We start from the raw sequence: 21,625 nt of genomic DNA, 5'->3' as shown, positions 1-21,625 counted from the left end.
GCCATGGTATCCTCGATCCTTCCCCCACTTCTGCTGATCGGTCCGCTGGCGGTGGCGGTGTTCCTGCTGACCCTGCCCTGGTTCCGGGAGTCGCTGCCCGAAACCTTCGCGACCGACCGGGACAGCGTGACGCTGCTGGAGCGCATCCATCTGGGCTCCGTCGGCTATGTCTTCCTGCTCAGCATCGCGGCCCTGATCCAGGTGCTGTCAAACGGAGCGATCTCCGCCTTCGGCGACTGGCTGTTCGTCGACGCGCTCGGCGCCGTCTTCATGATGCTGATCGGCGTGGTCGGGCTGATGACCGGCCTCTATTCCATCGCCTACATCCGCCACGATCTGGAGTCCGGCGCCATCGACGCCGGCAAGGTCCGGATCTACTACGGCTTCTTCAGCCTGTTCCTGTTCACCATGCTGCTGGCGGTCACCGCCAACAACATCATCATGATGTGGGCGGCCATCGAGGCGACGACGCTGGGTTCCGCCTTCCTGGTCGGGCTGTACGGGCAGAAATCCTCGCTGGAGGCCGCCTGGAAATACGTCATCATCTGCACGGTCGGCGTCGCCTTCGGCCTCTACGGCACGGTGCTGGTCTTCTCCAACGCCGCCGACGTGCTGGCCGACCCGCATCAGGCGGTGCTGTGGACGGCCCTGGTCGGCCATGCCGCCGAGCTGGACCCGATGCTGGTCAAGCTGGCCTTCGTCTTCGCCCTGATCGGCTTCGGCACCAAGGCCGGCATCTTCCCGATGCATGCCTGGCTGCCCGACGCCCATTCCGAGGCGCCGAGCCCGGTGTCGGGCCTGCTGTCGGGCGTACTGCTGAAATGCGCCCTGCTGATCGTCATCCGCTTCTACGTCATCACCGTCGGCACGGTCGGCACCGCTTTCCCGCAGATGCTGCTGTTGACGCTGGGCCTGCTGTCGGTCGGCGTTTCGTCCCTGCTGTTCTTCGTGCAGCAGGACCTGAAGCGCAAGCTGGCCTATTCCAGCATCGAGAATGTCGGGCTGATCGTCGTGGCGCTCGGCGTCGGCGGGCCGCTCGGCATCGCCGCGGCCCTGCTGCACGCCATCAACCACAGCGTCACCAAGGCCCTGTTCTTCTGCAGCGCCGGCAATGTGCTGATGAAATACGGCACCCGCGACCTGCGGGCGGTGAAGGGCGTGCTGCGGGTGGCCCCTGCCACCGGCCTCTTGATGATGGGCTGCGCGCTGGCGCTGGCCGGCTTCCCGCCCTTCAACATCTTCGTCAGCGAATTCATGGTCTTCATGGCCGGGCTGAACGAAGGCTATGGCTGGATCATGGCGCTGTGCGCGCTGTTCCTGTGCATCACCATCGCCGGTCTGGTGAAGATCGTCGCCGACAGCGTGCTGGGCAAGAGCCCCGAGACGATGGCCAAGGGTGACATCGGCTGGAGGGCGCTGGCCCCGCTGGGCGTGCTGGCAGTGCTGGTGCTGACGCTGGGCTTCGCCGTGCCGCAGCCGCTGTCCACTCTGGTGCAGCAGGCGACCGCGGTGGTGATGAACGGCGACAGCCGCCCGGTGGTCGCCGCCCCCTGGCAGACATACGACACGGTCCGCGCCGGCGGACAGCTGGTGACCGGCAGCCTCTCGCAGACGGAGATTTCCAAATGAACATCCTCACTCCGGTCCGGGTCGGGAGCGGCTATATCGCCTCCCTGCGCGAGAGCCTGCCCCATGCGATCCTCGATGAATCCTGGCAGACCGGGGCCCAGGTTACCATCACGGTCAAGCCGCAATCGCTGCCCGATGTGGTCGCCAGCCTCTATTACGATCACAATGGCTGGCTGTCGGTGGTCGTCGGCAACGACGAACGGCCACTGAACGGCGGCTACGCCGTCTACTATGTCCTGTCCATGGAGGGCGCGGACAAGTGCCATGTGGTGGTGCGCTGCGAGGTGCCGGCCGACACGCTGGAATACCCGTCCGTCACCCCGCGGGTTCCGGCTTGCGTCTGGGGCGAGCGCGAGGTGCGCGACATGTTCGGCCTGCGCCCGGTCGGGTTGCCGGACGAACGCCGCCTCGTCCTGCCCGACGACTGGCCGGACGAGCTGTATCCGCTGCGCAAGGATTCGATGGATTACCGGCTGAGGCCGGCCCCGACCAGCGACGACGAGACCTACCGGTTCATCAACGAGGCCAAGCAGGAGACCCGCGTCGTCCCGCTGGGTCCGCTGCACATCACTTCCGACGAGCCCGGCCATTTCCGCCTGTTCGTCGACGGCGAGGACATCATCGACGCCGATTACCGGATGTTCTACGTCCACCGCGGCATGGAGAAGGTGGCCGAGACGCGGATGGGCTACAATGACGTGACCTTCCTGGCAGACCGTGTCTGCGGCATCTGCGGCTACGCCCACAGCGTCGCCTATGCCAACTCGGTCGAGAATGCGCTGGGCATCAAGGTGCCGCCGCGGGCGCAAGCCATCCGCTCCATCCTGCTGGAGACGGAACGGATGCACAGCCATCTGCTGAACCTCGGCCTCGTCTGCCATTTCATCGGCTTCGACACCGGCTTCATGCAGTTCTTCCGCGTCCGCGAGAAGGCGATGACGCTGGCGGAGCTGCTGACCGGCGCCCGCAAGACCTATGCGCTGAACCTGATCGGCGGCGTGCGCCGCGACATCCTGGGCGACCAGCAGGCCAGGACCCGCGAACTGGTCGCCGAGCTGCGCGACGACGTGACCCGGCTGGTCGATGTGCTGCTGTCCACCGCCAACGTCAGCGGCCGCGTCAAGGGCGTCGGCCGGCTCGACCCGCAGATCGCCCGCGACTACAGCCCGGTCGGGCCGGTGGTGCGCGGCAGCGGCCACCGCCGCGACACCCGCGCCGACCATGCCTTCGGCGGCTACAAGCTGCTCGACATGCCGGTGCATGTGGAGCAGGGCTGCGACGTGCTGTCCCGCACGCTGGTGCGGGTGGCGGAATTCTTCGACAGCCTGTGGATCATCGAACAATTGCTGGACAAGGCGCCCGCCGGTCCGGTGCTGACCGAGGATTTCACCTATGTCCCGCACAAGTTCGCGCTGGGCTTCACCGAGGCGCCGCGCGGCGAGGACATCCACTGGTCGATGACCGGCGACAACCAGAAGCTCTACCGCTGGCGCTGCCGCGCCTCGACCTACAACAACTGGCCGGTGCTGCGCTACATGCTGCGCGGCAATACGGTGTCGGATGCCCCGCTGATCGTGGGCAGCATCGACCCCTGCTATTCCTGCACCGACCGCGTGACCGTGGTGGACGTCCGCAAGAAGCGCTCCAAGACCATCGCCTACAAGGAGATGGAGCGCTACTGCCGCGAACGCACGGATTCACCGCTGAAGTGACGGGGGCCAGAGATGCTCAAGCTACTCAAGGAAATCTTCCGCACGGGCGAGGCGACGGTCAAATACCCCTTCGCCCCGATGCCGGTCTGCAAGGACTTCCGCGGCAAGCCGGATCATAATGCGGTGGACTGCATCGCCTGCGCGGCCTGCACCGTCGCCTGTCCGGCCAACGCCATCGGGATGGAAACCGACACCGCCGCCGGCAGCCGCACCTGGTCGATCGATTACGGGCGCTGCGTCTTCTGCGGCCGCTGCGAGGAATCCTGTCCGACCGGCGCCATCCGCCTGTCCGACGATTTCGAATTGGCGGTCGGCAGCAAAGCCGACCTGACGCGCAAGGCAGTCTTCACGCTGGCCGACTGCGCCTGCTGCGGCAAGCCCTTCGCCCCGGCCAAGGAGGTCGATTACGTCGCCCGCCTGCTGAGCCAGTCGGCCCGCAGTGCGGAAGAGGCGGATCGGCTGCGCCTGATCGCCTCGACCTGCCCGGCCTGCAAGCGCGCCCAGGATGTCCACCACATCGCCGGCATGGGCATCGCCCGGCAGATGGAAGCCGGAAAACCGGTCAAGGAACTGGAGACCACGCCATGAACGTCCCCGTAGACCCCAAGACCCTGGTGGCGGAGATGTCGCCGGTCTCCACCAGCGAACAGATCGCGACGATGAAGAAGGCGCTGCTGAAGAACATCCAGCGCTCCGCCTATGTCTATCGCGTCGATTGCGGCGGCTGCAACGGGTGCGAGATCGAGATCTTCTCGTCCATCACCCCGGTGTTCGACGCGGAACGCTTCGGCATCAAGGTGGTGGCCTCGCCCCGCCATGCCGACATCTTGCTGTTCACCGGCGCCGTGACGCGCGCCATGCGGATGCCGGGGCTGCGCGCCTACGAGGCGGCGCCGGACCCCAAGATCGTGGTGTCCTACGGCGCCTGCGGCTGTACTGGCGGCATCTTCCACGACCTCTACTGCGTCTGGGGCGGCACCGACCACATCGTGCCGGTGGACGTCTACATCCCCGGCTGCCCGCCGACGCCGGCCGCAACCATCCACGGCTTCGCCGTGGCGCTCGGCCTGCTGGAACAGAAGCTGAAGGCCGAGACCCATGTCGAGGCCGCCGGCGAGACCGCCGCCTTGGCCCATCCCGACATCCCCTATGCGCTCCGGGTCCGGCTGGAGCGCGAGGCGCGGCGGATGGCCGGCTACCGCCAGGGCGGCGACATCGCCGAGGAGTTCATGGTCCTGCTGGAGGGGCATGCGCACATGCCGGGCAACTTCACCCTGCCCGACCGGATGATGGAGGCCATCGGCACGGAGCGCGACCCGCGCCGCGCCGAGATCATCGCCCGGCTGGCCGACGTCGTGCAGCAGACCATCCGGGGAGAAGCGCCATGAGCATGCCCGCACAGGCCGATCTCAGTTCCATCCCCGGCCTGCGTGCCGGCCGCGGCGTGGTACCGGAGGTGGTCTTCTACCAGCTGAACGCCAAGGTGCTGGAGCGCAAGGAGGACATCCCGGATGATGCCCGACAGGTGGTCTATTATTCGCTCGCCATCGGGCATCACATCGGCGTGTTCGACTGCTTCAAGCCGGCCTTCCGCTGCACCACCGCGGTGTTCGACCGCGTTCTCGACGCGCTGAAGGACAGCGAGGAGGCGCACCGCAAGCTGTCGGGCCTGTTGCGCTTCGGCGAGATCACGGTGGACAGCACCCACATCCGGCCGCTGATGGCGGCGGTCGAGGCGGCGCTGCCCACCGCTCCGCCCGATGTTGCCGCGTGGCTCGACCGGCTGCGCACGGCGCTGGACGCCATCCGGCGCGAACCCGCGATCTATCTGATGGGGAGACGGCTGTCATGACCGATGTCGTATTCACCGTTGGAAACGTCCTGCGCGGCGACGATGGCGCCGGCCCGTTGCTGGCCCAGCTGCTCGACGAGCAGCCGGCCCCCGGCTGGATCGTGGTGGATGGCGAGGATGTGCCGGAGAACCATACCCACCACATCCGCGCGCTGGCACCGCACCGGGTTCTGATCGTCGATGCCGCCGACATGGAGCTGCCACCGGGCGAGGTCCGCCTGATCGAACAGGACAGCGTCGCCGAGCAGTTCATGGTCACCACCCACGCCATCCCGCTGAATTTCCTGATCGACAGCCTGCGGGAAACCATCCCGGAGATCCTGTTCCTCGGCATCCAGCCACAGGACACCAGCTTCTTCGCACCGGTCACCATCACCGTCCGCAACTCCGTGGAGGCCGTGCATGACCGGCTGGTCCGCGGCGAGGGATTCGAGGCCTACGAGACGGTCGGCTGAACCGGACATCGAGGCAATTCAAGAGAAGTGGAGGAAATTCGCCATGGCGGATCCTGCATCGAAAGACACGCCGGTCCTCGGCATGGACGCCTATTCGCCCGCCGAGATCCAGGACAAGGTCGAAAAGCTGGGGGTGAAGAAGGCGACGATGCCCTTCCTGCCCAGCTTCATGCTGGCGGTGGTCGCCGGCGGCGGCATCGGGTTGGGCGGCATGTTCTTCGTCATCGTGCTGGCCGATCCCGCTCTGAGCTTCGCCGTCCAGCGCATATTGGGCGGGCTGGTCTTCTCGCTTGGCCTCGCCATCGTCATGGTCGGCGGGGCAGAGCTGTTCACCGGCAATTGCCTGATCGTGATGGCGCGGGCCAACGGCCAGATCAGCACGGCGCAGGTGTTGCGCAACTGGGCGACGATTTGGATCGGCAACGCGGTCGGGGCGATGGGCCTCGTGTTCCTGATCTATCTGTCGCACCACACCGAGATGAACAACGGTGCGGTCGGCGCCGCCGTGCTGAAGCTCGCCATCGGCAAGATCGTACCCGACGCGGTGACGATCTTCTTCAAGGGCATCCTTTGCAACCTGCTGGTCTGCCTCGCCGTGTGGCTCGCCTATGCCGGCCGCACGGTGACCGACAAGATCGTGGCGCTGACCCTGCCGGTCGCCGCCTTCGTCGCCGCCGGATTCGAGCACTGCATCGCCAACCTGTATTTCCTGCCGCTGGCCTATGTGCTGAAGGTGACGGGCCATGTGCCGGCCGGGCTGGACGTGTCGACGATCACGGCGGGCGGCATCCTGCACAACCTGCTGTTCGCCACGCTGGGCAACATCGTCGGCGGATCGGTGTTCGTCGGCGGCATCTATTGGCTGATCTACCGCAAGGGTCTGGGCGGCCTGACCCCGCTGCCGGTGCAAAAGCCGCTGCCGTCGATGGGGCAGCCGGCGGCGACGTGCTGAAAATACGGCACACGCAAAAGAAAAGCCTGCGGGCCGGTTCATCGCCGGCCCGCAGGCTTTTCCGAACCCGATCAGGTGGGCATCGCGACCCGCGACGGAACGGCGTAGGCGGTGAGGCGGCCTTGGCGCACGAAGGCGACGACCCCCACCCCCACCGTTTCGGCGAAGCCCACGCACAGCGAGGTCGGGGCGGAGATGGCGGCGATCAGCGGGATGCCGGCGGCGGCCGTCTTGTGGACCATCTCGAAGGAGCAGCGGCTCGACACCACGACGAAGCCGCCGGTGGGATCGATCCGGGCGCGGGCAAGCGCGCCGATCAACTTGTCGAGCGCATTGTGCCGCCCGACATCCTCGCGCACCGCCACCAGTCCGCCATCGGGCCGGGCAAAGCCGGCGGCATGGACGGCGCCGGTCTCCCGGTTCAGGCTCTGCCCCGCCGGCAAGGCCGCCATGGCACGGATGATCGCGTCCGGTTCGATGCAGGCGGCGGAGCGGACCGGATCGAGCGGCCGCAGGGTTTCGGCGAAACTGTCGGTACCGCAACGGCCGCAGCCGGACCCACCCATCAGGTTGCGCTTGCGACGAAGCAGGGCGGCCAGCCGCTCCACCGGCAGCTGCATGCGGATGCGGACGCCGTCCGTCAGTTCATCGATGGCGGTGACGGCCAATTCGCCGGCGCTGCCGACGATTCCCTCGCTGAGGGAAAAGCCGGTGGCGAAATCCTCCAGGTCGGTGGGCGTCGCCAGCATGACGGCGAAGAGATCATCGGCATAGACGAGCCCGACCGGCACCTCGTCGACGATCTTCTCTTCCCGTCGGTCGAAGCCGGAGTCCGTGCGGACAATCGCCTGCACCCGCCGGAGTCCGTGGTGGGAGAGCGGGCGACCCAGGGAAAGTGCGGCGGACGGCGGGGAGGTACAGGCGGTTGCTTGTTCCATGGTAGGACCCAAACCCTGGCGGTGGCGGCAATTGCGGACGGTGAGGTGCGGGCGCCGGCTGGACGGTCTGTCATGGTCTACCGTCGGCGCGGCCCGGTCCCTGGAGCATCGAACCCGGCGGCAAGGTCAGCCAAGCGCCCGCTGCCCGATTCTGCACCAATCCGCCGCAGAACGACATGTGGCATTCAGGCTCATCATCAATATTCGTCGATGATATTCGAATAAATCTTGATTATCGCACCATAGAAATTCGTTATCGAGCAATCTTGTTCTATGAAATCAGGTGCTTTTCCAATTTATAGTTTGCAGCAGTCAAGTGGCGGTGATATGCCTTGGATGTCTCTTGAGCCGATGCCTTTTGTCGCTCGGTACTTCCGGCTCCCATCGTGGAGAGGGACGATGCATGAACTCTCGTTGTGCGAACGCCTGATCGACTTGCTGCAGGAGGAATCGCAGCGCCACGCCTTCCATCGGGTCACGCGGATCCGGTTGGCGGTCGGGCGGTTCGCCTGCGTCGATCCGGAGGCCCTTCGCTTCGCCTTCGACGTGGTCAGGCGCGATACGTTGGCCGAGGGAGCGGCGGTGGACATTCAGCAGCCGCCCGGTTTGGTCTGGTGTGAAGACTGCTCAAGCGAGAGAGAGGTTCAGACGCGCCTCTCCCCCTGCCCGATCTGCGGCGGCCTGCGCCTGTCCCCCCGCGGCGGCGACGACCTGACGCTCGTCGAACTGGAAGTGGCGTGACCGCGGCGAGAAGGAGCCCAACCATGTGCCTGGGAGTACCGGCCAGAATCATCGCCATCGCCGATGCCCGGCGGATGCTCGCCGTCGCCGACATCCTGGGTGAAAGGCGGGAAATCAACCTTTCCTGCATCGCCGAAGCGGGCGACGACATGAACGGTCAGATCGGCCAATGGGTCTTGGTCCATCTTGGCTTCGCACTTTCCCGCGTCGAGGAAGCAGACGCACGGGTCACCCTCGACCTGCTTCGCCAGATCGATGAAACGGAGGCCGGGCGAGGGCACCTGAAGGCCTCCCTGCTCGCCTGACATTGGCGACGTGGCCGGCCGAACCCCACGAGGAGATCGTTCCGATGAAGAGGTTGCTATCCGCCGGCCTCGCCGGCGTTCTGGCAGCGACACTGGCTCTGCCGGCCGCTGCCCACACCGGCCATGCCGGCGACGCGATGTTCCTTCAGGGGGTGCTTCATCCGCTGACCGGCATCGACCATCTGCTGACCATGGTGGCGGTCGGCATCTGGGCGGCGCAGAACGGTGGCCGCGCCATCTGGATGCTACCGGCCGCCTTCATCGCCATGCTGTCCGGCGGTGCCGCGCTCGGCATGGCGGGGGTTGAACTGCCGGCGGTGGAGGCCGGGATCGCCGCCTCGGTGGCGGTGCTCGGGCTGCTGGTGCTGCTGAACAGGCGGGTGCCGGTCGCCGCCGCCACGATCCTGGTCGGCGCCTTTGCCGTCCTGCATGGCCATGCTCACGGCACCGAGATGCCGCAGACCGCTGAGCTGCTCCTTTACGGGCTTGGCTTCGTTCTCTCCACCGCGATGCTGCACGGTGCCGGCATCGCCATGGGGCTGGCTCGCCATATTCCGCGCAGGCTGCTGGCATCGCGGATGCGGCGGCAACCGGACTCGTCAACGTCGTCAGGTCGCTGCTGATGGGATCGGCGGGTTTCCGGCTCTCGCCGACCAAACCAGACATGTGAACGTCCCGGCTCCATCGAGCCGGGGCGTTCGGTCTTGTCGATTTCAAGAACAGGCAATCGCGATCCCTGGCCTTCACACGATGAAATGGCCGGGATGGCTGTAGACCACGATGCGCTCGTCACGCGCGAAGCCTGCCAGCGTCAATCCGCACCCCTCCGCCAGCCGCACGGCCAGCGCTGTCGGAGCGGAGATGGCGACGAGGCATCCGACCCCGGCAACCGCCGCCTTCTGGACCATTTCGAAGCTGGCCCGGCTGGAGGTCAGGATGAAGCCTTCGGTGGCGTCGATTCCCATGCGCGCCATCCAGCCTATCAGTTTATCGAGCGCGTTGTGCCGGCCGACATCTTCACGGATCGCTTTTATGGCACCCGATCGATCGACCCAGGCGACGCCATGGACGGCGCCCGTCAGGCGGTGCAGGCGCTGGTGCTCGGCGAAGTCGGCAAGGGCGCGGATCACGGCGCCGACCGGCACGGGTGCGCCGCGCACCACCCTGTCCTTGACACGGGCCACAGCCTCCAGCTTCTCCACCCCGCACAGGCCGCAGCCGGTGCGCGCGGTCATGCTGCGGCGGCGGTCCTTCAGGGCCATGAAGCGTTCCAGCGGGATGTCCATATGGACCTCCAGCCCGTCGCAGCCTTCCCTGACGGCGATGTCGAACAGCTCGTCCGGACCGGCCAGGATGCCTTCCGACAGGCTGAAGCCCAGCCCCAGATCGTCCAGATTCTCGGGCGAGGCCAGCATCACCGCGTGGGAAATGCGGTTGTAGACCAGCGCGACCGGGACCTCCTCGATCACAAGGTCGTCGCAGGCCTCCGCCCGCCCCTGCTCCAGCCGCAGGACGGCGGTGCGGTGGACGGTTGGAAAGGCGGTTCCGTCCGAAGGGTCGGTCAGCATGTCGAGCGGCATGTCAGTCTCCTCAGGCTCAGACCTTCCTACCCGTGGTCTCGTGATACCAGCGCGGATGGTGCTTCCTGGCCCAGCCATGTGTAACAACGCCTTCGACCATCGCGCGGATCGTGCCCTGAACCCAAAGCGCCGCATAGACATGCACGATGATCGAGGAGATCAGCACCACCGCGCTCGTCGCATGGACCAGCAGGGCGATGCGAATGACCGGGATCGGGAAGGAGGCGGCGAAATAGGGCCGCCACGCGATCACGCCCGAGCCCAGCAGGGCGGCCATGCACAGCACCATCACCCAGAACATGGCCTTCTGGCCGCCGTTGTAGCGGCCGATGTCGCCGACCTCGTTGCCCTTCATGACCTCCTTCACCGCGACCATCCAGCGGATGTCCTCGCGGTTCAGCAGGTTGTGGTGCCAGTAGCGGAAGAACTGCCGGCCGAAGGCGACGAACATGACCACCCCGACGAAGGGATGGACGATGCGCGCCAGTTCCGGCGTGCCGAACACGCCGGTCAGCCAGAAGAAGGCCGGGTAGAAGAAGGCCAGACCGGAGATCGCCAGCAGCACGAAGCAGACCGCGACGACCCAGTGATTGATCCGCTCGGCGGCGCTGTAGCGCTGGATCAGCTTTTCCTTCGCCGGATTTTGCGCGGGCAGATTTTCAGCCTTATCCGTCATGACCGGTCCTCCTCGCGGGTGTCCGCCTTTGCGTCGTGATGGGCGTCGTGGTGGGCGTCGTCATCGGCCCGGTTGGGACCGACCGTGATGTAATGGAAGAAGCCGAACAGGCCGGCGGCGGCGATGCCGACCGTTGCCAGCGGTTTCAAGGCGCCCTTCCACAGGCCGACCGCCGTGCTGATCGACGGATCGTTGGGCAGGCCGGAGTATTGTTCCGGCTTGTCGGCATGGTGCAGCACATACATCGTGTGCGTGCCGCCGACACCCGGCGGGTCGTAGAGGCCGGCATTCTGGAAACCGCGGCTCTGGAGGTCGGCGATGCGGGTGGCCGCAACCTCTTTCATGTCCTCCTTTGAACCGAACTGGATGGCGCCGGTCGGACAGGTCTTGACGCAGGCCGGCTCCAGCCCGACCGCCACGCGGTCGGAGCACATGTTGCACTTGTACGCCTTGCCGTCCTTCGGGCTGAGGCGCGGCACGTTGAACGGGCAGCCGGACACGCAATAGCCGCAGCCGATGCAGTTATCCTGGTTGTAGTCGACGATGCCGTTCTTGTGTTGGACGATGGCGCCCGGCGACGGGCAGGCCTTGAGGCAGCCGGGCTCGGCGCAATGCATGCAGCCGTCCTTGCGGATCAGCCATTCCAGCTTGCCGTTCTCCTCCACCTCGGCGAAGCGCATGACGGTCCAGGCCTGCGACGACAGGTCGGTCGGGTTGTCGTAGACGCCGACGCAGGTGCCGACATCGGCGCGCAGTTCGTTCCATTCGGAACAGGCGACCTGACAGGCCTTGCAGCCGATGCAGACCGACACGTCGATGAGCTGAGCGATCTCGGCCGGGTTCCGGGCCTCAGCCGCCGCGGTCGGGCTCGCCGAGCGGCGCTGGATGTCCAGGGATGACGAGGTCATGGCGTTACGCTCCCACGATCTTCTCGACGTTCACGAGGAACGCCTTGTATTCCGGCGTCTGGGTGTTGCAGTCGCCGACGGCCGGCGGCAGGGTGTTGGACAGGTAGCCCTTGCGCGCCACCGTCTCCCACCCCCAGTGCAGCGGAATGCCGACCTGATGGATCGTCTTGCCGCTGACCGTCAGCGCCTTGACGCGCTTGGTCACCACCGCCTTCGCCTTGATGAAGCCGCGCCGGGAGCTGACCTTCACGGTGTCGCCGGTGCGGATGCCCTTCTCGGCGGCCAGCGTCTCGCCGATCTCCACGAACTGTTCGGGCTGGGCGATGGCGTTCAGCGCCACGCTCTTGGTCCAGAACTGGAAATGCTCGGTCAGGCGGTAGGTGGTGCCGACATAGGGGAACTGGTCATGGGTGCCGAGCCGCGCCTTGTCGGCGGGGAAGATGCGCACCGCCGGGCTGGTGACCACCTTCGGATGGAGCGGGTTGGTGCCCAGCGGGCTTTCCATCGGCTCGTAATGCTCGGGGAACGGGCCGTCCACCAGCTTGTCGGTGGCGAACAGCCGGCCGACGCCCTCCGGATTCATGATGAAGGGGTTCATGCCGCTGGAGGGCGCCGCATCGATCTTGAAGTCCGGCACGTCGGCGCCCGCCCACCGTTCGCCGGTCCAGGCGATCAGCGTGCGCTTCGGATCCCAGGGCTTGCCCGACGGATCGCAGGAGGCACGGTTGTAGATGATGCGGCGGTTGGCCGGCCAGGCCCATGCCCAGCCCGGCGTGTTGCCGAGACCGGAATCGGAGTTGTCGCGCCGCGCCATCTGGTTGCCCGCCTGGGTCCAGCAGCCGGCGAAGATCCAGCAGGCCGACAGGGTGGAGCCGTCATCCTGCATTAGGGCGAAGCCGGGAAGCTGCTCACCCTTGCGGGCCAGGAACTTCGTCGGATCCTTTGGGTCGGGGATGTCGGCCAGCGCCCGGCCATTCAATTCCTTGGCCAGCTCCTCCGGCGTCGGTTCCAGCGGGTTCCGATAGGGCCAGGAGAGATTGAGGATAGGCTCCGGCGCCGTGCCGCCATCCCGGCGGTAGAGGTCGCGCAGCGCGACGAACAGCTCGGCGATGATCTCCTGGTCGGTCTTGGCCTCGCCCGGCGGATTGGCGCCCTTGTAGTGCCATTGCAGCCAGCGCGCCGAATTGACGATGGCGCCGTCCTCCTCGGCGAAGCAGGTCGACGGCAGGCGGAACACCTCGGTCTTGATGGCGGCGGTGTCGACATCGTTGATCTCGCCGTGATTGCGCCAGAAGGACGCCGTCTCCGTGGCGATCGGGTCGATCACCACCATGTATTTCAGCTTGGAGAAGCAGGCGGCGGTCTTGCGCGCGTCGGGGAAGGAGGTCAGCGGGTTGAATCCCTGGACGATCAACCCGTTGACCTTGCCGTTGTGCATCAGGTCCATGACCTGAAGCACGTCGTACATCTTGTCCCACTTGGGGATCCAGTCGTAGCCCCAGTCATTGTCCCGGGTGGCGTTGTCGCCCCAGAACCACTTCATCAGGCTGACGAAGAATTTCGGCGTGTTGCTCCAGAAATTGAGCTGGCCGGGCTGCTGCGCCTTGGGCGTCGTCCTGGCGAGATAGTCGGCGAGCGTCGGGTGCGCCTTCTCGTTGGGCAGCGTCAGATAGCCGGGCAGGCTGGTGGACAGCAGGCCGAGGTCGGACAGGCCCTGGATGTTGGAGTGGCCGCGCAGCGCGTTCACGCCGCCGCCCGGCATGCCGATGTTGCCCAGCAGCAGTTGGATCATCGCCATGGTGCGGATGTTCTGGGCGCCGACGGTATGCTGGGTCCAGCCGAGCGCATAGAGGATCGTGCCGACCTTGTCGCGCGCCGACGTCGCGCCAAGATAGCGGCAGACCGTCAGGAAGCCGTCCTTCGGACTGCCGGTCAGGTCGGCCACCACGTCGGGCGTGTAGCGCGCGTAATGGGCCTTCATCAGGTTCCACACGCAGCGCGGATGCTGGAGCGCCGGGTCGGTCCTGGCGTTGCCCGCCTTATCGAACTCGTAGTTCCAGCTCTTGCGGTCGTACTGCCCCTTGGCCGGATCGAAGCCGGAGAACAGGCCGTCCTCGAAGCCGAAACCCTCGTCGACGATGTAGGAGGCGTTGGTGAACGCCTTCACATACTCCCACTGGATCTTGTCGTTGGCGATCAGCCAGTTGATGACGCCACCCAGGAAGACGATGTCGGAGCCGGCGCGAATCGGGACATACTCGTCGGCCACGGCGGCGGAGCGGTTGAAGCGCGGATCGACAACGACGATCCGGGCGCCCCTCTTCTTCGCCTCGATGGCCCATTTGAAGCCGACGGGGTGCGCCTCGGCCGGGTTGCCGCCCATCACTAGGATGAAGTCGGCGTTGGAGATGTCCACCCAGGTGTTGGTCATCGCCCCGCGCCCGAAGGTGGAAGCCAGCGCCGACACGGTCGGGCCGTGGCAGACGCGGGCCTGCGCGTCGGTGCCGACGATGCCGAGCGAGCGCATGAACTTCTGCGTCAGGATGCCGGTCTCGTTCGACGAGGCCGAGGCGGTCAGCATCGCCGTCGACACCCAGCGGTTCACCGTCACGCCCTGGTCGTTCCTGACGACGATGTTGGCGTCGCGGTCGTCCTTCATGTGACGGGCGATGCGCGAGACCGCCTCATGCCAGGAGATGCGCTTCCATTCGCTGCTGCCGGCCTCGCGCACCTCCGGGGATTTCAGGCGGTTCGGGCTGTGGATGAAGTCCAGCAGGCCGGCGCCCTTCGGACAGAGCGAGCCGCGGCTGACCGGATGGTCGGGGTCGCCTTCGATATGGACGATCTCCGCCTTCGCGTTCTTGGCGCCATCGCCCAGGCTGTACATCAGCAGGCCGCAGCCGACCGAACAATAGGGGCAGGTGTTGCGAATCTCCTTGGCGCGGGCCAGCTTGAACTGCCGCACCTCGGCCAGCGCGGTCGCCGGCAGGAACCCCAGCGCCGCAACGCTGGAGGCCGCGATTCCCCCCGCCGTTGCCTTCATGAATTGCCGACGACTGAGCTGCATGGTTCCTCCCGGATTGGCGCTGTTCTGGGCGCGCCCAAGGCAGGTTCCGTGCCAGTCCGGAAAAGCCCTCAAATCCTGTGGCCTTCCGTCTGGCCTTAGCGTGTTTATGGACATTCTGTCCAGATCGGAGGGACAGAATGTCCACATAAGGGTTAGGCCGATTGGCGCTTTCCTCTGCGAAAAGGCGGCTCGGCCGGCTTGTACGGAAATTGCAGCGGACGGCGGGCACAACCTCATAAGAGACGGCCCTCCATGTCCCAGCACAGCCACGCCACTGCTACCGAAGGATCCACTCCCGTCAGCGGGGCGATGGCCGAAGCCATGGCCGCCGCCGGACTGGAGCCCGGCCGGTCGCCGTCCCCCGTGCGCCTGCCGGATGCCGGTAAGCTGTTTCAGCACCGCGCCATGCGTCTTCGCAGCCTTGCCTGCGGTCATCGCTTGTCCTCCTGGTTGGCCTTCATGGCGCAGTTGAGCGATGTCCAGCACGCGCTGGCCGCGGTCCCAGCCGCGGCGGCGCCTGAGACGGGCTGGCTTTCCGACCTCGAACAGCTGCGTCACCGGCTGCGCGGCACGCTCCCGGCGGCGGCGGAGAACGCGCTGGAGGGTTTGCCATGGGGCGACGGGGAGGCGCTGAACGCCTTGGCCGCGCGGCTGCTGACCGGCGAGGCGAACCGGGGGGACATCGGCGGCGCGCCCTTCATCGTCGCCGCCTTTCAGGTCGCCTGGACCCGCCACGCCGGCGGATTGGAGGCCGGTGCGGTCTCCGCCTCGGCGGTGGCCGGCCACTGCCCGGTTTGCGGAAAAGCGCCGGTCGCCGGGGTGATCCACACCGGGAGCAAGATCGGCGGGCTGCGCTATCTCCATTGCGGCCTCTGCCATACGGCGTGGCACCATGTCCGCAGTGCCTGCGTGGCCTGCGGCGAAGGCAACCGGATCGACTTGCGGCTGATCGAGGCGGGGGAGGATTCCGGCAACGGGTCCAACGATCCGGCGCGTGCCGAAACCTGCGAATCCTGCAATGGCTATCTGAAGCTGTTCCTGATGGAGAAGGCGCCCGGCCTCGACCCGGTGGCCGACGACCTCGCCTCCTTCGCCCTCGATATCTTGGTCGGCGACGAGGGATTCCAGCGGATCGGCGGCAACCCATTCCTTTCCCAGGGGGAATGAGCGACCGGTTCACTCGTCGCCGAACAGGACCGATGGGGATGCCGCTTCGCCGGGCCGGCCGGCGAAGCGGGCCTTCCGGCGCAAGGCCACGGTGAAGGTGGTGCGGAGGCCGGGCCGGCTCTCCACGGCGATGTGGCCGCCCTGGCGCTGGACGATGGCGAAGCTGATCGACAGGCCCAGCCCCGTCCCCTCGGACTTCTTGGTGGTGAAGAAGGGGTCGAAGACGCGGCCGAGACAGTCGGGCGGGATGCCGTGTCCGGTGTCGTGGACCGAGAGGACGACGCCCGCTTCGCCATCCTCCGGGAAACGCGTGTCGGCGGTCTCGATGGTCAGCGTGCCGCCGTCCGGCATCGCCTGGACGGCGTTGACCATCAGGTTGACCAGCACCTGCTGCAACTCGCCCCGGCTGATCTCGACCGGCACCGTCGCTGTCAGGCTGGTTTCCACCGCGATGCGGCGGCGCCCCATGGTGTGGCGGGTCAGCAGCAGGCAGTCGAGGACCACCGCATTGACGTCGACCGGCTCCGCCTGCCCGGCATAGTCGCCCGGCCGGGCGAACTGGAGCAGCTTGGCGATGATGGTCTGGATGCGCCGGGTCTGCTCGTCGATCAGGCGGATCTCGTCCTTCACCGGTGCGGCGGCATCGCCCAGCACCTCGCCCAGCAGGTCGAGGTTGCCCTGGATCACCGCGACGGGGTTGTTGATCTCGTGGGCGACCCCGGCGGTCAACTGGCCGATGGCGGCCAGCTTCTCGCTCAGCACCAGCTGGCGGCTGGCCTGCCGAAGCGTGGCATTGGCGCTTTCCAGCTCGGCCGTGCGCTCGGCAACCTTGCGGTCGAGATCCTCGGCCGATTGCTGCAATTCCAGCCGGCGGGACGCCAGCGAGTCCAGCAGCTGGTCGAAGGCCCGCGACAGACGCCCAAGCTCGTCCCGGCTCCGGCTTGGCCCGGCGCGCGCCGTCTCGTCGCCCGCCTCGATGGTGGCGATGACCCGGTTCATCCGTTCGAGCGGCCGGAAAATGGCCTGGGCGAAGCGCAGGTCGGCCAGTGTTCCTAGCGCGGAAACCGCCAGAATTGCCAGGACCAGCCCGGTCATGGCGCGGTACAGCGCATCCTGCAACGGCGCTTCCAGGAAGCCGACATAGAGCATGCCGATGCGCCGCCCTTCGGTGTCGAGCAGCGGCTCGTAGCCGGAGACATAGGTGTCGTCCACCACGAAGGCGGAGCCCAGCCACACCCTCCCCTCGCCCATCACCCGGCGGTAGACCGCCGCCGACGCCCGCGTGCCGAGCGCACGCTCCCCTTCGAACAGGCGGACATTGGTGGCGATGCGGGTGTCGTCGAGGAACAGCGTGGCGGTGCCCTGGCTGCCCAGCGGCAGCGACGCCTCCTGATAGACGACGGTGTTGATGCGGTCGACGATGGTCTGGCTGCCGTTGAGCAGCATGCCGCCTTCCAGCACACCGAGAATCTCGCCATCAAGCCCGAATATCGGCACTGCGGCGTGGATGGTCAGCGCACGGTCCTCCACGCTGCGTGCGGTGGAGGCCGCGTTGCGGGTGGGCACCAGCGGAATGACGGTGCGGGCCGGCAGGGACGGGTCGATGGTGGCCAGATGCTCCGGCTCCAGCACGTCGAGCCCGTGGGTGCCGTCGCCCCGCAAGGCCGAGCGCACCACCGTCCAGCCGGACCGGTCGGCCCCTTCCGATCCGGCCTTTTCCGATCCGCCGCCGGCCCGCACCCGGCCCTGCGGATCGAGCAGCAGCAGGAAGTCCAGACCCTGCCGGTGCGCGGTCTCGTCCAGCAGCGCTTCCAGTCTGCCGCCGTCCCGCCGCTCGAGCGCAAGCGCCAAGCGGTGGGAAGCGGCGAGCGCCGCCATCCCGTCGCCGACCGTGCCCTGCACGCGGTCGAACACCTGCCGGGCGGTGCCGAGATCGGCGCTGACCTTGTTGATCAGCAGCTGGTTGTAGCCCTGGGTGCCCCAGTACCAGACGATCAGCAGTAGGGCGGGCATGCCCAGCAGCAGCGGCGCCAGGACCAGCGCCAGCAGCTTGTGGCGGACCGATCCCGTGAAGGGTGTCAGACGCTCGTCCAGCGCGGCGCGCAGGCGGCTCAGACGCCCCATTCGGCCCACTTCCGGTCGAGCGTCTTGCGCGATACCCCCAGCAGGGCGGCGGCCCGCGCCCGGTTTCCGCCGCAATCGGCCAGCACGGCCAGGATATGACGCTTTTCGACCTCGGCCAGCGTCTGTCCGCCGGTTGCGTCGGCGCCGCCCCCCTCCGGGGCGACACAGACCGACAGCCCCAGATCCTCCAGCGGAAACTCGCCGAACAGCAGGGCGCGCTCCACGAGGTTGCGCAGTTCGCGCACGTTGCCCGGCCAGCCATGGGCGATCAGCGCCGCTTCGAGCGGCGGGTCGATGTCCAGCGGCGGAACCCCCAGGCGCAGCGACAGCACCCCCATGAAGCGGCGCGCCAGCTCGACGACATCGTCGCCCCGCTCCCGCAACGGCGGAACGCGCAGGGTCATCACGGCGAGCCGGTAGAACAGGTCCGCCCGGAACCGGCCGGCGGCGACCTCCGCCTTCAAGTCGCGGTTGGTCGCGGCCACCACGCGGACATCCACCGGAAGCTCCTGCTCGCCGCCGACCGGACGGATGCGGCGTTCCTCCAGAACGCGCAGCAGCTTCGATTGCAGCGCCAACGGCAGTTCGCCGATCTCGTCCAGAAACAGCGTGCCGCCATGGGCGTAGTAGAACAGCCCCTTGCGCGCCTCCTTGGCCCCGGTGAAGGCGCCGCGCAGATGGCCGAACAGCTCGGCCTCCACCAGATCGGCCGACACGGCGGCGCAGTTCAGCGCCACGAAGGGCCGCTCAGCCCGGTGCGAGCGGGTGTGCAGGGCGCGCGCTACCAGCTCCTTGCCGACGCCGGACTCCCCTTCGATCAGCACGGTGGACGGCGAGGGCGCGACCCGTTCGATGAGCGCCCGCAGGCGCAGGATGGCCGCCGAGCGGCCGACGATCTCGTCGGTGGTGCCGCGCCGCTTGGCCAACTGCCTCCGCAGGACGAAATTCTCGCGCTGGAGCCGGGTGCGCTCCATGCAGCGGGCGATGGCGCTGACGATCTGCTCGACCCGGAACGGCTTCAGGATCAGATCGGCCGCCCCGGCCCGCAACGCCTCGATGGCGGTGTCGATGTCGGCGAAGGCGGTGATCAGGATCACGTCGCCGCCGAAGCCGGCCGCCTGCAACTCCTTCAGCCAGTCAAGGCCCGACTGCCCCGGCAGGGCGATGTCGAGGATGATCAGATCGACACAGTGCCGTTCCAGATGAAGCGCGGCGTCCTCGGCGCTGCCCGTCGTGGTGACGCGCCAGCCGCGCCGCTCCAGGCTGCGCGACAGAAAATTGCGGATGCCTTCCTCGTCATCCACGATCAGCACGGACGGCGCGGTTGCCGGCTCCTCCGCTGCGGCCGCGGACGGGATGGCTGCGTCATCGGGCGGCGGGGTATCGGTTGGCATTCTCGGCTTCAGTGAGGCATCGCACAGGGGTATGACCGCGCGATCATAGCGAATGTCCACACTGTTTCCAGTGATAAGCGGCAATCTGCCGCTACTGCCTCCCGGTTGGGTTAACATTTCACTACCGCTTTGATTGCGGCGGTCCTGTCTATGGCACACGGTTGGCAAGAAAAACCGTTTGTTTGGACACAAACTATTGTCTATCATATTTCAGTCATTGCAATCACATAGCAATTAATTGGGCTCGGGTTTTCCTGATCCCGTTGCCGCCGGTTGCCTTGGGCAGAAAGACCCCGATCCACTCCATCGACCTTGGAAAGAGATATCCCATGGCCCTGCACGCCTGGTTTTCCGATCGGAAACTGGTTCACAAGCTGCTCATCCCGGCGGTCCTGCTGCTTGCCGTCATGGGCAGCGTGGTCTGGACGGCCAGATCGGCCTTGGTCGACCTGACCGCCTCCACGAGCCGGGTGACCGATGTGGTGGCCGGGCGGCTGTCGGCGGCACTGACCATCCAGTCGGCCATGGGCGACGCGATGGACGCGGAATCCAACGCGCTGGTCGCCGGCACGCGCGAGCGCATCGACGCCGCCTTCGCGAATTACAAGGACAACATCGGCAAGGCGCTGACCGCCATCGACCGGCTGGCCGCGGCCTACGACGCCCCGGCCGACCGCGAGGCGATCTCCGGGATCAAATCCATCGTCGGCGAGTATGAACGGGTGTCGCAGAAAGCGGTCGAGCTGGCGCGGGCCTACGACACCGACAGCGCGATCCGCGTGTCGATCGACGTCGGCCGCCCGGTCCGGCAGAAGCTGAACGCTGCCCTGTCGGAGCGGGTGGATCACAGCCTGGAGGAGACCAAACGCGCCGAGGAGCGGGCGCTGGCGCTGTCCTCCAGCGTCATGACCCGCCTGTACGGTGTCACCGGTGTCGGCCTGCTGGTCGCCTTCGGCCTGTTCGCCTCCATCATCGTGGCTTTCGTCGTCCGGCCGCTGCACCGGCTGGTCGCCGACATGACCGCCATCGCCGACGGCAATCTCGCGGTCGACATCCAGGGCGCCGGCCGCAAGGACGAGATCGGGCTGCTCGCTCGCGCGCTGCTGGTGTTCAAGAGCAACGGCCTTGCCATGCGCAGCCTGCAGGAGGAGCGCGAGGCGCAGAAGCTGCAGGCGGAACGCGACCGGCAGGCCGGCATGCGGGCGCTGGCCGACCGCTTCGACGCCGATGTGCAGGACGTGGTGCAGGCAGTGGCGACGGCGGCCCGCCATCTGCGCGGCAATGCCGAGACCATGACCGCCATCGCCTCGCAGACGACGGAACAGGCGGCGACCGTCGCCGCCACCACGGCGCAGTCCTCCGCCAATGTCGCCACCGTCGCGGCGGCGTCGGAACAGCTGGGAAGCTCCATCGGCGAGATCGGCCGGCAGGTCAACGCCGCCGCCGCCATCGCCCGCAACGCGGTGCAGGAGGGCGAGCGGACCAACGCGCTGGTCGCCCGGCTGGTCGAGGCCGCCCAGCGGATCGGCGATGTCGTCAGCCTGATCCAGAACATCGCCAGCCAGACCAACCTGCTGGCGCTGAACGCCACCATCGAGGCGGCGCGGGCCGGCGAGGCCGGCAAGGGCTTCGCCGTCGTGGCGCAGGAGGTCAAGGCGCTCGCCACCCAGACCGCCCAGGCGACCGAGGAGATCGGCAGCCAGATCGCCGAGATCCAGACGGTGACCGATGGCACGGTGACGGCGATCCAGACCATCGGCCGCACCATCAACGACGTCGATTCCATTGCCGGCGCCATCGCCGCGGCGGTGGAGCAGCAGACCGCCGCCACCCAGGAGATCGGCCGCAACATCCAGCAGGCGGCCCAGGGAACCCAGCTGGTGACCGGCAACATCGCTGAGGTCAGCAGCTCCGCTGGGCAGGTCGGACAGGCGGCCTCGGAGGTGCTGGGCGCCGCCGACAGCCTGTCGCACGATTCCGACCGGCTGCGCGAGCGAATCCAGGCCTTCATCGGAGAGGTCCGCGCGGCCTGACGCGACCGGCCGCATCCGGGCCGGATGGAACGCTATGGAACGGTTTTCCGGCCCTGTTCCACTGTTCCATCCGCCGCTCCTGCGACCGCAAG

The 21,625-nt window shown here is 67.1% G+C and carries 19 protein-coding genes; 12 read left to right on the top strand and 7 right to left on the bottom strand.

Annotated features, from left to right (window positions below; translation table 11 throughout):
* Positions 1–3 precede the first annotated feature (3 nt).
* From ABNQ38_RS00505 to ABNQ38_RS00475, 7 genes are read left to right on the top strand one after another with little or no spacing between them, the layout of a single operon-like run.
* The gene (locus tag ABNQ38_RS00505; protein WP_377805148.1) at positions 4–1,629 is read left to right on the top strand and encodes a hydrogenase 4 subunit F; all 1,626 of its coding nucleotides are present in this window, start codon (positions 4–6) and stop codon (positions 1,627–1,629) included.
* Complete coding sequence (locus ABNQ38_RS00500; RefSeq protein ID WP_377805147.1) at positions 1,626–3,341, top strand: NADH-quinone oxidoreductase subunit C; 1,716 nt, start codon at positions 1,626–1,628, stop codon at positions 3,339–3,341. Before ABNQ38_RS00505 ends, ABNQ38_RS00500 begins: the two co-directional genes overlap by 4 nt.
* Before the next feature lie 12 nt (positions 3,342–3,353).
* Positions 3,354–3,929 (top strand): formate hydrogenlyase complex iron-sulfur subunit, encoded by a 576-nt coding sequence (locus ABNQ38_RS00495; protein WP_377805146.1) that lies wholly within the window; start codon positions 3,354–3,356, stop codon positions 3,927–3,929.
* On the top strand, positions 3,926–4,729 hold the full coding sequence (locus ABNQ38_RS00490) for an NADH-quinone oxidoreductase subunit B family protein (RefSeq protein ID WP_377805145.1): 804 nt from the start codon (positions 3,926–3,928) through the stop codon (positions 4,727–4,729). The genes ABNQ38_RS00495 and ABNQ38_RS00490 overlap by 4 nt, the downstream gene beginning before the upstream one ends.
* Positions 4,726–5,193 (top strand): formate hydrogenlyase maturation HycH family protein, encoded by a 468-nt coding sequence (locus ABNQ38_RS00485; protein WP_377805144.1) that lies wholly within the window; start codon positions 4,726–4,728, stop codon positions 5,191–5,193. The genes ABNQ38_RS00490 and ABNQ38_RS00485 overlap by 4 nt, the downstream gene beginning before the upstream one ends.
* Positions 5,190–5,648, top strand: coding sequence for a hydrogenase maturation peptidase HycI (hycI, locus tag ABNQ38_RS00480; protein WP_377805143.1), 459 nt, complete (start codon positions 5,190–5,192; stop codon positions 5,646–5,648). The genes ABNQ38_RS00485 and hycI overlap by 4 nt, the downstream gene beginning before the upstream one ends.
* Positions 5,649–5,691: 43 nt before the next feature.
* On the top strand, positions 5,692–6,600 hold the full coding sequence (locus tag ABNQ38_RS00475; protein WP_377805142.1) for a formate/nitrite transporter family protein: 909 nt from the start codon (positions 5,692–5,694) through the stop codon (positions 6,598–6,600).
* Positions 6,601–6,671: 71 nt separating this feature from the next.
* Here the strand turns inward: ABNQ38_RS00475 and fdhD (ABNQ38_RS00470) are convergent, their stop codons facing one another.
* Entirely contained in the window at positions 6,672–7,454 is a 783-nt protein-coding gene (gene fdhD / locus ABNQ38_RS00470) for a formate dehydrogenase accessory sulfurtransferase FdhD (protein WP_377805141.1), read from the bottom strand.
* 483 nt (positions 7,455–7,937) lie between these two features.
* On the opposite strand from fdhD (ABNQ38_RS00470), the gene hypA reads away from it, so the two are divergent.
* Genes hypA through ABNQ38_RS00455 form a run of 3 tightly spaced genes read left to right on the top strand, consistent with a single transcriptional unit; the run spans position 7,938 to position 9,207 of the window.
* Positions 7,938–8,279 (top strand): hydrogenase maturation nickel metallochaperone HypA, encoded by a 342-nt coding sequence (gene hypA, locus ABNQ38_RS00465; RefSeq protein WP_377805140.1) that lies wholly within the window; start codon positions 7,938–7,940, stop codon positions 8,277–8,279.
* A gap of 23 nt (positions 8,280–8,302) precedes the next feature.
* A complete protein-coding gene (locus ABNQ38_RS00460) occupies positions 8,303–8,584 on the top strand; it encodes a HypC/HybG/HupF family hydrogenase formation chaperone (protein WP_377806208.1) in 282 nt (93 codons plus the stop codon).
* A 44-nt stretch (positions 8,585–8,628) separates the two neighbouring features.
* On the top strand, positions 8,629–9,207 hold the full coding sequence (locus ABNQ38_RS00455; RefSeq protein ID WP_377805139.1) for a HupE/UreJ family protein: 579 nt from the start codon (positions 8,629–8,631) through the stop codon (positions 9,205–9,207).
* Positions 9,208–9,327: 120 nt separating this feature from the next.
* Here the strand turns inward: ABNQ38_RS00455 and fdhD (ABNQ38_RS00450) are convergent, their stop codons facing one another.
* The 4 genes from fdhD (ABNQ38_RS00450) to fdnG are packed head-to-tail and all read right to left on the bottom strand — an operon-like array spanning position 9,328 to position 14,815.
* Positions 9,328–10,164, bottom strand: a complete 837-nt coding sequence (fdhD, locus tag ABNQ38_RS00450; protein ID WP_377805138.1) for a formate dehydrogenase accessory sulfurtransferase FdhD — start codon at positions 10,162–10,164, stop codon at positions 9,328–9,330.
* A 16-nt stretch (positions 10,165–10,180) separates the two neighbouring features.
* Positions 10,181–10,840: a formate dehydrogenase subunit gamma gene (locus ABNQ38_RS00445; RefSeq protein ID WP_377805137.1), complete on the bottom strand. Its 660-nt coding sequence runs from the start codon at positions 10,838–10,840 to the stop codon at positions 10,181–10,183.
* Positions 10,837–11,748, bottom strand: coding sequence for a formate dehydrogenase subunit beta (gene fdxH, locus ABNQ38_RS00440; protein ID WP_377805136.1), 912 nt, complete (start codon positions 11,746–11,748; stop codon positions 10,837–10,839). The genes ABNQ38_RS00445 and fdxH overlap by 4 nt, the downstream gene beginning before the upstream one ends.
* A gap of 4 nt (positions 11,749–11,752) precedes the next feature.
* On the bottom strand, positions 11,753–14,815 hold the full coding sequence (gene fdnG, locus ABNQ38_RS00435; protein ID WP_377805135.1) for a formate dehydrogenase-N subunit alpha: 3,063 nt from the start codon (positions 14,813–14,815) through the stop codon (positions 11,753–11,755).
* 252 nt (positions 14,816–15,067) lie between these two features.
* Between fdnG and ABNQ38_RS00430 the strand changes: the two genes are divergently transcribed.
* Positions 15,068–15,982, top strand: coding sequence for a formate dehydrogenase accessory protein FdhE (locus ABNQ38_RS00430; protein ID WP_377805134.1), 915 nt, complete (start codon positions 15,068–15,070; stop codon positions 15,980–15,982).
* A 9-nt stretch (positions 15,983–15,991) separates the two neighbouring features.
* Here ABNQ38_RS00430 and ABNQ38_RS00425 read toward each other — a convergent pair whose 3' ends face one another.
* Together ABNQ38_RS00425 and ABNQ38_RS00420 are read right to left on the bottom strand one after the other, a co-directional pair.
* Positions 15,992–18,106: a cache domain-containing protein gene (locus ABNQ38_RS00425; protein ID WP_377805133.1), complete on the bottom strand. Its 2,115-nt coding sequence runs from the start codon at positions 18,104–18,106 to the stop codon at positions 15,992–15,994.
* Positions 18,094–19,500, bottom strand: coding sequence for a sigma-54-dependent transcriptional regulator (locus ABNQ38_RS00420; protein WP_377805132.1), 1,407 nt, complete (start codon positions 19,498–19,500; stop codon positions 18,094–18,096). The genes ABNQ38_RS00425 and ABNQ38_RS00420 overlap by 13 nt, the downstream gene beginning before the upstream one ends.
* 329 nt (positions 19,501–19,829) lie before the next feature.
* On the opposite strand from ABNQ38_RS00420, the gene ABNQ38_RS00415 reads away from it, so the two are divergent.
* On the top strand, positions 19,830–21,533 hold the full coding sequence (locus ABNQ38_RS00415) for a methyl-accepting chemotaxis protein (protein WP_377805131.1): 1,704 nt from the start codon (positions 19,830–19,832) through the stop codon (positions 21,531–21,533).
* Positions 21,534–21,625: the final 92 nt, after the last annotated feature.

Origin of the sequence: Azospirillum sp. A29 (genome assembly GCF_042604625.1) — a bacterium.
In the GTDB taxonomy this organism is placed as follows: domain Bacteria; phylum Pseudomonadota; class Alphaproteobacteria; order Azospirillales; family Azospirillaceae; genus Azospirillum; species Azospirillum palustre.
The sequence above is the reverse complement of the archived record's forward strand: the minus strand, read 5'-3'. Positions and strand labels throughout refer to the sequence as shown.

Excerpts from the sequence above, each read along its gene's own strand:
- ABNQ38_RS00505 (WP_377805148.1), top strand. The coding sequence starts at position 4 with ATGGTATCCTCGATCCTTCCCCCACTTCTGCTGATCGGTCCGCTGGCG.
- ABNQ38_RS00500 (WP_377805147.1), top strand. The coding sequence starts at position 1,626 with ATGAACATCCTCACTCCGGTCCGGGTCGGGAGCGGCTATATCGCCTCC.
- ABNQ38_RS00495 (WP_377805146.1), top strand. The coding sequence starts at position 3,354 with ATGCTCAAGCTACTCAAGGAAATCTTCCGCACGGGCGAGGCGACGGTC.
- ABNQ38_RS00490 (WP_377805145.1), top strand. The coding sequence starts at position 3,926 with ATGAACGTCCCCGTAGACCCCAAGACCCTGGTGGCGGAGATGTCGCCG.
- ABNQ38_RS00485 (WP_377805144.1), top strand. The coding sequence starts at position 4,726 with ATGAGCATGCCCGCACAGGCCGATCTCAGTTCCATCCCCGGCCTGCGT.
- hycI (WP_377805143.1), top strand. The coding sequence starts at position 5,190 with ATGACCGATGTCGTATTCACCGTTGGAAACGTCCTGCGCGGCGACGAT.
- ABNQ38_RS00475 (WP_377805142.1), top strand. The coding sequence starts at position 5,692 with ATGGCGGATCCTGCATCGAAAGACACGCCGGTCCTCGGCATGGACGCC.
- hypA (WP_377805140.1), top strand. The coding sequence starts at position 7,938 with ATGCATGAACTCTCGTTGTGCGAACGCCTGATCGACTTGCTGCAGGAG.
- ABNQ38_RS00460 (WP_377806208.1), top strand. The coding sequence starts at position 8,303 with ATGTGCCTGGGAGTACCGGCCAGAATCATCGCCATCGCCGATGCCCGG.
- ABNQ38_RS00455 (WP_377805139.1), top strand. The coding sequence starts at position 8,629 with ATGAAGAGGTTGCTATCCGCCGGCCTCGCCGGCGTTCTGGCAGCGACA.
- fdhD (WP_377805138.1), bottom strand. The coding sequence starts at position 10,164 with ATGCCGCTCGACATGCTGACCGACCCTTCGGACGGAACCGCCTTTCCA.
- ABNQ38_RS00445 (WP_377805137.1), bottom strand. The coding sequence starts at position 10,840 with ATGACGGATAAGGCTGAAAATCTGCCCGCGCAAAATCCGGCGAAGGAA.
- fdxH (WP_377805136.1), bottom strand. The coding sequence starts at position 11,748 with ATGACCTCGTCATCCCTGGACATCCAGCGCCGCTCGGCGAGCCCGACC.
- fdnG (WP_377805135.1), bottom strand. The coding sequence starts at position 14,815 with ATGCAGCTCAGTCGTCGGCAATTCATGAAGGCAACGGCGGGGGGAATC.
- ABNQ38_RS00430 (WP_377805134.1), top strand. The coding sequence starts at position 15,068 with ATGTCCCAGCACAGCCACGCCACTGCTACCGAAGGATCCACTCCCGTC.
- ABNQ38_RS00425 (WP_377805133.1), bottom strand. The coding sequence starts at position 18,106 with ATGGGGCGTCTGAGCCGCCTGCGCGCCGCGCTGGACGAGCGTCTGACA.
- ABNQ38_RS00420 (WP_377805132.1), bottom strand. The coding sequence starts at position 19,500 with ATGCCAACCGATACCCCGCCGCCCGATGACGCAGCCATCCCGTCCGCG.
- ABNQ38_RS00415 (WP_377805131.1), top strand. The coding sequence starts at position 19,830 with ATGGCCCTGCACGCCTGGTTTTCCGATCGGAAACTGGTTCACAAGCTG.